The 8410-nt window shown below is 68.9% G+C and carries 8 protein-coding genes; 6 read left to right on the top strand and 2 right to left on the bottom strand.

Annotated elements, in window-relative coordinates; translation table 11 throughout:
• Positions 1 to 769 (bottom strand): type VI secretion system-associated FHA domain protein (locus VHB27_RS19555; protein WP_325603672.1); only part of this gene is annotated, 769 nt, incomplete at its 3' end.
• A 123-nt stretch (positions 770 to 892) separates the two neighbouring features.
• On the opposite strand from VHB27_RS19555, the gene VHB27_RS19550 reads away from it, so the two are divergent.
• Positions 893 to 1444: a hypothetical protein gene (locus VHB27_RS19550; RefSeq protein ID WP_325603670.1), complete on the top strand. Its 552-nt coding sequence runs from the start codon at positions 893 to 895 to the stop codon at positions 1442 to 1444.
• Positions 1445 to 1670: 226 nt separating this feature from the next.
• Here the strand turns inward: VHB27_RS19550 and VHB27_RS19545 are convergent, their stop codons facing one another.
• Positions 1671 to 3494 (bottom strand): type VI secretion system contractile sheath domain-containing protein, encoded by a 1824-nt coding sequence (locus VHB27_RS19545; RefSeq protein ID WP_325603668.1) that lies wholly within the window; start codon positions 3492 to 3494, stop codon positions 1671 to 1673.
• Between the two features lie 254 nt (positions 3495 to 3748).
• On the opposite strand from VHB27_RS19545, the gene VHB27_RS19540 reads away from it, so the two are divergent.
• The 5 genes from VHB27_RS19540 to VHB27_RS19520 form a co-directional block, all read left to right on the top strand.
• The gene (locus tag VHB27_RS19540) at positions 3749 to 3883 is read left to right on the top strand and encodes a hypothetical protein (protein WP_325603666.1); all 135 of its coding nucleotides are present in this window, start codon (positions 3749 to 3751) and stop codon (positions 3881 to 3883) included.
• A 134-nt stretch (positions 3884 to 4017) separates the two neighbouring features.
• On the top strand, positions 4018 to 4890 hold the full coding sequence (locus VHB27_RS19535; protein WP_325603664.1) for a PP2C family protein-serine/threonine phosphatase: 873 nt from the start codon (positions 4018 to 4020) through the stop codon (positions 4888 to 4890).
• Positions 4891 to 5116: 226 nt separating this feature from the next.
• Positions 5117 to 6568 (top strand): hypothetical protein, encoded by a 1452-nt coding sequence (locus VHB27_RS19530; protein WP_325603661.1) that lies wholly within the window; start codon positions 5117 to 5119, stop codon positions 6566 to 6568.
• 170 nt (positions 6569 to 6738) lie between these two features.
• Positions 6739 to 7362 (top strand): OmpA family protein, encoded by a 624-nt coding sequence (locus VHB27_RS19525; protein WP_325603659.1) that lies wholly within the window; start codon positions 6739 to 6741, stop codon positions 7360 to 7362.
• Between the two features lie 318 nt (positions 7363 to 7680).
• On the top strand, positions 7681 to 8410 hold a 730-nt coding region (locus VHB27_RS19520; protein WP_325603657.1), incomplete at its 3' end, for a hypothetical protein.

The following is an 8410-nucleotide window of genomic DNA, read 5'->3' as shown; positions in this document are numbered from 1 at the left end:
CTCCCTGCGCGCCCGGCAGGTCGCCGATCAGCGCGTCGAAATCGATGTCGCCCGACAGCGGCGCGCTGGCCACGCGCATCGCCGGCACCGCCTGCTGGATCACCGGCGTATGGTCCGGCCGCGACGCCCCCTGCCAGTCGTTGGACGGCTGGATGCCGCGGAACAGGTCGTCGTCCGGCCCGATCCCGCCTGCCGAGGCCGCCCGGCTCTGGATCTGGTCGAACGGATCGAGGCCGCGCGGCTGCACCGCCGGCGGCGCGATCGGATGCTGGAACCCCGGATGCTGGTACCCCGGATGCGCCGGCCGGCCCAGCGGATCGTCCAGCGGATCGATGTCCAGCGGCCCCTGCGGCATCGGCGGCCCGCCGATCGCCGAGAACCCGTCGTGGTTCGGCACCACCGGCTGGTACCCCAGCCCCATGTCGGGATCCGGCGCGTTCATCGGGCCGTCGCTGATGGCGGAGACGGCGATCGTATAGTCGCCCAATGTCAGCCGGTCGCCCTGGTTCAGCACCGTCTGGCTGTCGCGCTCCGTCGCCTGGGGCGAGCCGTTGATGAAGATCCCGTTGGTGCTGGTGTCCATCAGGATGAAGCGGCCGTTCCGCTCCATGATCGTGCAATGGGTCTTGGACAGGCTGCGGTCCGGGTCGGGCAGGACCCAGTCGTTGCCGGCCGCGCGCCCGATGGATATGCTGCCGGTGGACAGGGTCTTGATCTTGTCCTTTTCCGGAACGGCGCCGCCGCCGGCCAGCGTCAGGATCAGGCGCATGCCGACCGCCCCGCGTCACCGGCAAGGACGGGAAACAAGGCCGGGGGATCGCCGCCATCGCCGCCAAGAACAACGTCCAGGACTCGCATCGCGAGCCGCGCTTGAAGCGAAAGGAAATCATCAATGGCTGACATTGTTCTGGCCCAAATCGGTTCGCGAACCTGGATGGTCGACGGCGAGGCGTTCCTGGACGACCTGCTCGGTAACATGCTGCCCGATCATGTTACCATTGAATTCATCACGTGCGAGTCCGAATCCGAAGTGAAAGAATTGTGGTTCGCCAACGTCGCCGATCCCGCCGCGTCCGGCCCGCCCTGGCTTATACACCCCGCGATCGTCGAACGCACCAAGCGCATGGTGGGGATGGGCGGCGCCTTCGGGGTCGCCTTCGCGCCCTGGTCGGCGGCGCGCGACGCCTCGGCCGACGCCACCATCGCCGCCGCGGCCGAGGCCGCCCTGAACAACCCCGACGCCCCGATCGTCATCACCAGCTACGTCGCCGAGGACGCCCCCGGCTTCAGCGGCGACCTCGCCAATATCCGCGCCGGGATGGTCGAGAGCGAACTGGCCACGCGCGGCGTCGAAGCCTCCCGCATCACCCGCAGCCGGACCGCTCCGATCGGCGATCAGGCCAGCAAGGCCGACCTGATCGAGATCCTCATCAGCAAGGACTGACACCAAGCGGGGTCGAGCGCGACCCACGCCGTCCGACCCACGCCGCGACCCGGCCGCCCACGCCATCGCCCAGCCCCACGCCACGGCCCCCACGCCACGGCCCGCCGCCCCACGCCACGACCGGCCCCCACGTCAACGACCGGCCGGCCACGCCATCGCCCGGCCCCCACGCCACGGCCCGGCTTGACCGGGCCATCGCCTCGGCACCGGCGCAGCATCCGCACCGTCACTTCAACGACGCCAGCAGCGCGTCGAGATCGGCGTCCATCGCATCCGGGGCCTCTGCCGCCGGAGGCGGGGCGGCGTCGGTGTTCAGGCTGGCCAGCAGGGCATCGAGGTCGTCCAAGCCCGCCGGCGCCTCGGCCGCGGGTTCCTCCGCCGCGGGCTCCTCGGCGGCAGGTTCGGGCGCCGCTTCCTCGGCCGCCGGCTCCTCCGCGGCCGTCTCCTCGGCTGCCGTGTCGTCCGCCACGGTCTCGTCTGCCGCGGCCTCGTCCTCCACCGGTTCGGGCGCCACCTCGGCGACCGGTTCGGGCGCGGGCGGAGGGGGCGGCGGTGCGGCCGAGGACGTGCCGTCCAGCTTCACCTCCACCGGGTTCCAGCGGCCCGCCAGGGGCTGTCCGGACGCGCCCAGGAAGCCGCCGATCCTGACCTCCGGCCGGCCGCGCAGCGCGATGACCGGGTTGACCCCGGTGCCGGCGATCTGGGTGGCGACCCTCTCGGTGAACAGGCGCTCCGTGCAGGACAGCGCGATCTGCTCCCCGTCGGTATCCTGGTAGACATAGACCGGCAGGTCACCGACCGTGGCCTGGGAACCGAGCTTCATCTTCGCGCCTTCGCGGCGCCAGGAAGCGGCGGCGCGGTTGGCGAACAGCAGCGCCGGATGGCCCCACAGCATGCCGGACAGGCCGGACTGGCGGGTGAACTCCTCGAAGGCGAAAGCGTCGATCGGATCGGTCTTCTTGCCGTACGGCATGCGCAACAAATAGCGCGGCGTCAGCAGCGCCAGGTAGACGCTGGCGGGCAAGCCGCGCAGCCCCTCCCACGCCTGTTTCGTCAGCGGATGCCAGTCGTGCATCGGCGTGCGCAGCGGGTCGGAGCCGACCGCCGTCACGAACGGCGCGCCCGCCGCGGCGGCCACCTGCGCGATGCGGCCCAGCAGGTCGGCATGCGGCGGCGTCGCCTCGAACTGGTACAGCCCCGCCAGCATCGACAGCGGCCCCTGCCCCGCGTCCAGCGCCGGCTGTTCCACCAGCAACGAATACAGCCCCGTCTCCTCCAGCGCGTCGGCCGAAGCGAGGTCGGCGGCGAGTTCCTCGGCGGAGATGTCGTACAGTACGATCTGCATCCGCGCGTCGGTCTCGATCGAGCGCACCAGGAACTCGACGCCGCGCCACAGCGCCTCGGTGATCTGGAAGTCCGGATTGTGCAGCACGCGGCGCATCGCGTCCGACAGCGCCGTGTCGACGCGCGCGACCAGCGCGTCCTGCCGCGAGTCCTTGGCCGGCTGGATATAGGGGCCGATCAGGCGACGGATCAGGTCGTCGGCCTCGGCTTCCTCCTGCGGCGCGATGCCGGTCAGGCGGGCGAAGTCGGACAGCCTGCGGTCGGTGGCGACCGAGGCGCCGCGGGCGCGGCGGGGCAGCGGCGTCAGCGCCTCCTCCCCCGCCCAGGACAGGACCTCCTTGGCGGCGCGGTCGAACCCGGCCTTGCTGCCCAGGTTGCGCCGCAGCGTCATCATCTCTTCGAACAGCGACAGGTTTTCGGCGAGCTGGTCGGGATGGAAATCGTCCATCGACCTGATCGGCACGTTGACCACGCCGCTGTCGCCGCCCAGCGCGACCTGCACCGTCAGGTCCAGCCGCTCGATCACCGTGTCGAGGTTGTCGACATCCACCTTGATCGGCTTGCGGCCCGCCAGGTCCGACCCTGTCTGGACGATGCCGGCGTTCGCCCGGCCGGAGAAATCGCCCAGCACCGCGAGGCGGAAGGCCGGTCCCGGCGCGACCCGCTTGACGTTGCCGATACGACCGAAGCTGACTTCATATTGCATGTGCCGAACCTTTTCCGTCCGTTCCGAACCCCGGTCCGCCGGACGCGGACGTCAGGCGCGACCCGCCGGGATGTTCCAATGGACCGGCGTTCATTCCATTCTTGTCCTTATGTCGGGGATGAGCGCAAGTTGCATGCAGCGGATCGAGACGGAAATATAATAACCTTGGCCGAAGCGGGGCGCGAAATGCTGGTTTTCGCGCAGCGGCTTGCGTAATCTGGCAGGACATGGGGAGACGATGAGCGAGTCCAGACATGCCCGATCGGGACATGACCAGCCGGGACGTGACCAGCGGGGAGATGACCAGCGGGGAGATGACCAGCGGGGACATGACCAGCCGGGACGTGCCCAAACGCGGGACGACGCCGGGCCGCCGGGCGACCCGTTGAGCGACCCGCCCCAGGACACGCCGGCGGACCCGGCCCCACCCGCCGCCACCTCGGAGACTTCGTTGCCCCCTCGTTTGGCCGACCCATCGTCTGATCCATCGTCCGGTCCACTGGCTGATCCAATGTCTGATCCGATGTCTGGTCCCCGGGCCGATGCGCACGCCCGGCCGCTGTCCGACCCGCTTCCCGAACGAACGGACGATCCGCTGGCCGACCCGGCGCCGGAGCCGCCGGCGGAGGACGACACGATCCGCGTCCGCAAGGCGCAGATGGAGTCCGCGCCTGTCGAGACGCAGGACGCGAACGGGCGTTTCGCCTCCTGGGCGGTGACGCATGTCGGCACCGTGCGCAAGCACAACGAGGATTCGCTGGTCGACCGCGCCGACCTCGGCGTCTGGGCGGTCGCCGACGGCGCGGGCGGCCATTTGCGCGGCGACGTCGCCTCCCGCATGGTCGCCGATGCGCTGGAGGGCCTGCCGCCCAACCTGTCGGCCGGGGAGGTGCTGGCCGAGGTGCGCCAGCGCATGACCGAGGTGAACGCGGCGCTGCGCGCCTCCGTCGCGCCGCCGCAGATCAGCGCCAGCACGGTCGCCGTGCTGATCGCGCGGGGCGATCATTTCGCCTGCCTGTGGGCGGGGGATTCGCGGATCTACCTGCTGCGCGAGGGGACCATGACCCAGGTCACCCGCGACCACAGCCTGGTGCAGGAGATGGTGGAGGCCGGGGCGATCCGGGCCGAGGACGCCGAGACCCACCCGAACGCCAACGTCATCACCCGCGCCGTCGGTTCGGGCGACGAACTCGACCTGGACAAGGTGACGGACCGGCTGCTCGCCGGCGACCGGTTCCTGTTGTGCAGCGACGGCTTGTGCAAGACGATCCCCGACGCCCTGACGGCACAGTTGCTCGCCGCGCCCGAAGACCCCGCGGGCAAGCTTGTGCATGCGGCGCTGGAGCACAACAGCCGCGACAACGTCACCGCGGTCGTCGTCGATATCCTTACATAATTGTCATGTTGCATGCAGACAGGTCGTATTGTGCGCTTGCGGTCTAGAAACGTGTCGACATAAGCCGTTCGGCTGGGGCATGATGCCGACGAAGCGGTATCGTACGGCAGCAGGGGGAATGGCTGCCGGCTGCGTCGTGTCCAGCCATATTTCGGTCTGATGTCGTCGGGGGCCTTGCCGATCGCCCGTCCATCGGACCGCATGAAATCTTGGGGAAGGTCGTTGCATGAAAAAGAATGCGCAGCCCGTGTTCGAGGCCAAGTGGTGGAGCACCAATCAACCGAAGGGCCTGACCAAGGGCAAGGGCCTCGAAGCAGCGCTTGAAGATTACGAAAAGGCTCGGGCCGCGCTGCAGAAATCCGGTGCCGAGGATGACGTCAAGCCCGCCGTCGTCGCTATCGGCAAGGTCCGCCAGGCGGTGGAGCTGGTGATTTCCGAGGCGGACAAGATGAAGAAGGCGCCGCCGAAGGGCGCGGACGCCGAGGACCTGGGCAACACGGTCGATGCGCTGAAGAAATTCACCCGGCTTTACGACAGCGAAAAGGCCGAGCTGGACAAGCTGGTGAAGGAAGACGAGGAAGACAACAACGTCTTCACCGATGCGGTACAGTACAAGAAGTATCTTCTGAAGGGACTGCGCAAGGCCGCCGGGGGCGACCCGATGAACTTCGGCATCGTGCTGGGCAAGGCCGCGGCCGATCACCGCCTGGCGCTCAGCAAGTCGAAGGGCCCCAACAGCCTGGGCCGGCAGGCGCAGGAAGCGACCGGCCTGCGCGTCATGACGTTCGGCACGCTGGTCGAGGATCCGGACCGGCCCGAGTTCGTCAAGCTCAACCTCGAAGGCAAGCAGATCCCCGGCCTGAAGAAGAAGACCGACCGGATGCTGAAGGCCTTCAAGCCCCTGCCCTACAGCCATGTCATCCTGATGGTGAACGGCGAGGAGGTCGACGACCTCGACGATCCCGACGATACGGATGTCGACGCCGAGGAGACCGCCACCCAGCAGGCCCAGCCGAACCCGCAGGACCCGACCTTCGGGCAGTTGCGCGCGAATTTCGAGAAGATCTTCCCGACGCTCAGCAAGCTGCTGGGCTCGAACGGGCCGACGGTGCCGCAACTCGCCGCGGCGGCCAAGGCGTTCCAGGCGGCGATGCACGCCTTCGACGCCAACGCCGCCAAGCAGCATTTCAACGAGATCGTCGCCGCCATGCGCGGCGCGGTGCCCACCCAGACCGGCACGGGCGCGGGTCAGTCCCAAGGCCAGTCCCAAGGCCAGGCGAAGGCAGGGCCGGTGGAATACGCGGCGCTGCTGCAACGCTGGAGCGAGGCGCGCGGCAAGGCCGCGAACGACCTGCAGGCGCTGCGCGCCGCGATACTGGACGAGTTCAAGAACGAACCGGAATTCGCCGCGATCCAGCAGAACATCAGCCGGCTCGACGCCATCATGACCACGCTTGGCCCGTCGCTGCAGGAAAAGCTCACCGCCGCACAGGCCGCGAGCGAGGCCGACCGGCAGGCGCTGAACAAGCAACTGCTGGACGAGGCCCGGACCTATGCCGGCTATGTCGCCTCCGACCAGCTTGTCGCGGCGGTGCAGGACAATCCGTTCACGCCGATCGACCTGCGCGGCACGCTGTCGACGCCGCTGGCGGACATCGAAAAGGCGCTCGCCGCCTGATCGTTGCAACCCGAACGATCCGGCGGGCCCGGCGGCCCTGCCTGATCGTTCGGCAGACCGTTTCTGAACTGGTTCCAGTTCGGCGGAACGCCGGTCGTTCCGGCGGAAATCGCTGGCAAGCGAACAGGGCCGCGGATATAACGCCGCTGGCATGAGTAAGGGAGTGTCACGTGAGAAACATCATGGCGGCAGCGGCGATTTCCACCACGCTGATGTTTGGCGTCGCCTATTCCACCGGCGCCTGGGCGGCGCAGGATAGCTCGGTGCAGGACGTCATCGACGCCTTGAAGCCGCACCCCGGCAAGTCCCGCGGGTCCAGGCCCGTCGTTGCCCCGCCAAGCGATGCGTCCACCCCGTTGGCGACCGCCCCGGCCTCGGCCGCGACACATCCGCCTTCCGCCCATGTGACCGTCGTTCCCCGCACGGCGACGGCCGAGGACGATCATCCCTCGCTCGACTTCAACATCCAGTTCGCCACCGGCTCCGCCGAACTGACGCCCAGGGCGATGAAGACGCTCGACGTGCTGGGCAAGGCGCTGTCCAGCAAGGACCTGGCGGACTCCAAGTTCCGGATCGAAGGACATACCGACACGGTCGGTTCGGCCGACCTGAACAAGGAGCTGTCGACCCGCCGCGCCCAGGCGGTCGTTGCCTACCTGACGCAGCATTACAGCATCACGCCCGACCGGCTGCAGGCGATCGGCATGGGTGAGGAATCGCTGCTGGTCCCGACCGGTCCGAACGTCCCGGACCAGCGCAATCGCCGGGTGCATGTCGTCAACATCTCCGGCTGACCTCGACCCTGACCGCCCGTGCAGGACGCTGACCCAGACGCCACCGTTCGTGCACGGCACCGCGCCGCGGCGGCACCGGCCACGGGCCCCGGTCCCGTCCCCCGGCCTCCGTCGCGCCTGATCCTGGCCGGGGGCGTCGCCGTCCTGATCGCCGCGGTCGGCGGCGTGGGGCTGTGGAAGGCCACGCAACGTCCCGCCCGCGCCCCCGTCGCCGCGCAGTTGCCGGTCGCCCCGCCCGCGGCCCCGACCGCTGCCCCTCCCGCGGCTCCGCCCGCCGCCCCTTCGGCGGCCCCATGGGCCGCCCCTTTGGCCGCCCCCTTGGCCACCCTCGTTACGCCGGAGCGGACCGAGGCGGAGATCCTGGCGGAAGACGTCGATACGCTCACCCCGTCCTGGTTCCTCGAGAACCCGAACATCCTCGTGCTCGACTTCCCAAGCCTCATCGCGCAAGGCGAGGCGTTCAACCGCATGGCCGCCTTCATCGAAAAGCGCGGCATCCCGCACGACCGGGTCCTGAACGACGCGGAGCTGGCCGAGGCGATCCAGGCCGACAACGCGACGGCCGCGACCTATTATTACGGTCACGACTACCGCGCCGCCGACATCCAGCGCTTCTATGCCACGGTCGATGCCGAACACCTCCCGCTCACGCCGCCCGAGCGGGGCCTCAGGACGCTGCTGGACGCCGAGGGCATCCTGAAGCCCTATGCCAACAAGGCGGTGATCTCGATCCCGCGCCGCGGCAGCGATCCGTTCGTCGATGAGTCCGGCCGCGAAAGCCTGCTGCGGCATGAGCTTTCGCACGGGGAATATTTCACCGACCCGGGCTATGCCTCGTACGTCCAAAAGTTCTGGGCGACGCGCATGACGGATTCGGATCGCAGCATCTTCCGCAGCTTCCTGACGCGCCAGGGCTATGATCCCGCGAACGACGACCTGATGATGAACGAAATGCAGGCCCACCTGATGAACACGACCGACCGCCGCTATTTCAACGCGGCGGCCTGCGGCATCACGGCCGACCGCCTTCAGGTCTTGCGGCACGCGT

Origin of the sequence: Rhodopila sp., from assembly GCF_035548235.1 — a bacterium.
Classification (GTDB): domain Bacteria; phylum Pseudomonadota; class Alphaproteobacteria; order Acetobacterales; family Acetobacteraceae; genus Rhodopila.
Note: the sequence above shows the minus strand (reverse complement) of the source record. Positions and strands in the feature narration are given on the sequence as shown.

What these genes read in the sequence shown, in the direction of transcription:
- VHB27_RS19535 (WP_325603664.1), top strand. Translation starts at nt 4,018, where the DNA reads ATGTCTGGTCCCCGGGCCGATGCGCACGCCCGGCCGCTGTCCGACCCG.
- VHB27_RS19545 (WP_325603668.1), bottom strand. Translation starts at nt 3,494, where the DNA reads ATGCAATATGAAGTCAGCTTCGGTCGTATCGGCAACGTCAAGCGGGTC.
- VHB27_RS19550 (WP_325603670.1), top strand. Translation starts at nt 893, where the DNA reads ATGGCTGACATTGTTCTGGCCCAAATCGGTTCGCGAACCTGGATGGTC.
- VHB27_RS19540 (WP_325603666.1), top strand. Translation starts at nt 3,749, where the DNA reads ATGCCCGATCGGGACATGACCAGCCGGGACGTGACCAGCGGGGAGATG.
- VHB27_RS19530 (WP_325603661.1), top strand. Translation starts at nt 5,117, where the DNA reads ATGAAAAAGAATGCGCAGCCCGTGTTCGAGGCCAAGTGGTGGAGCACC.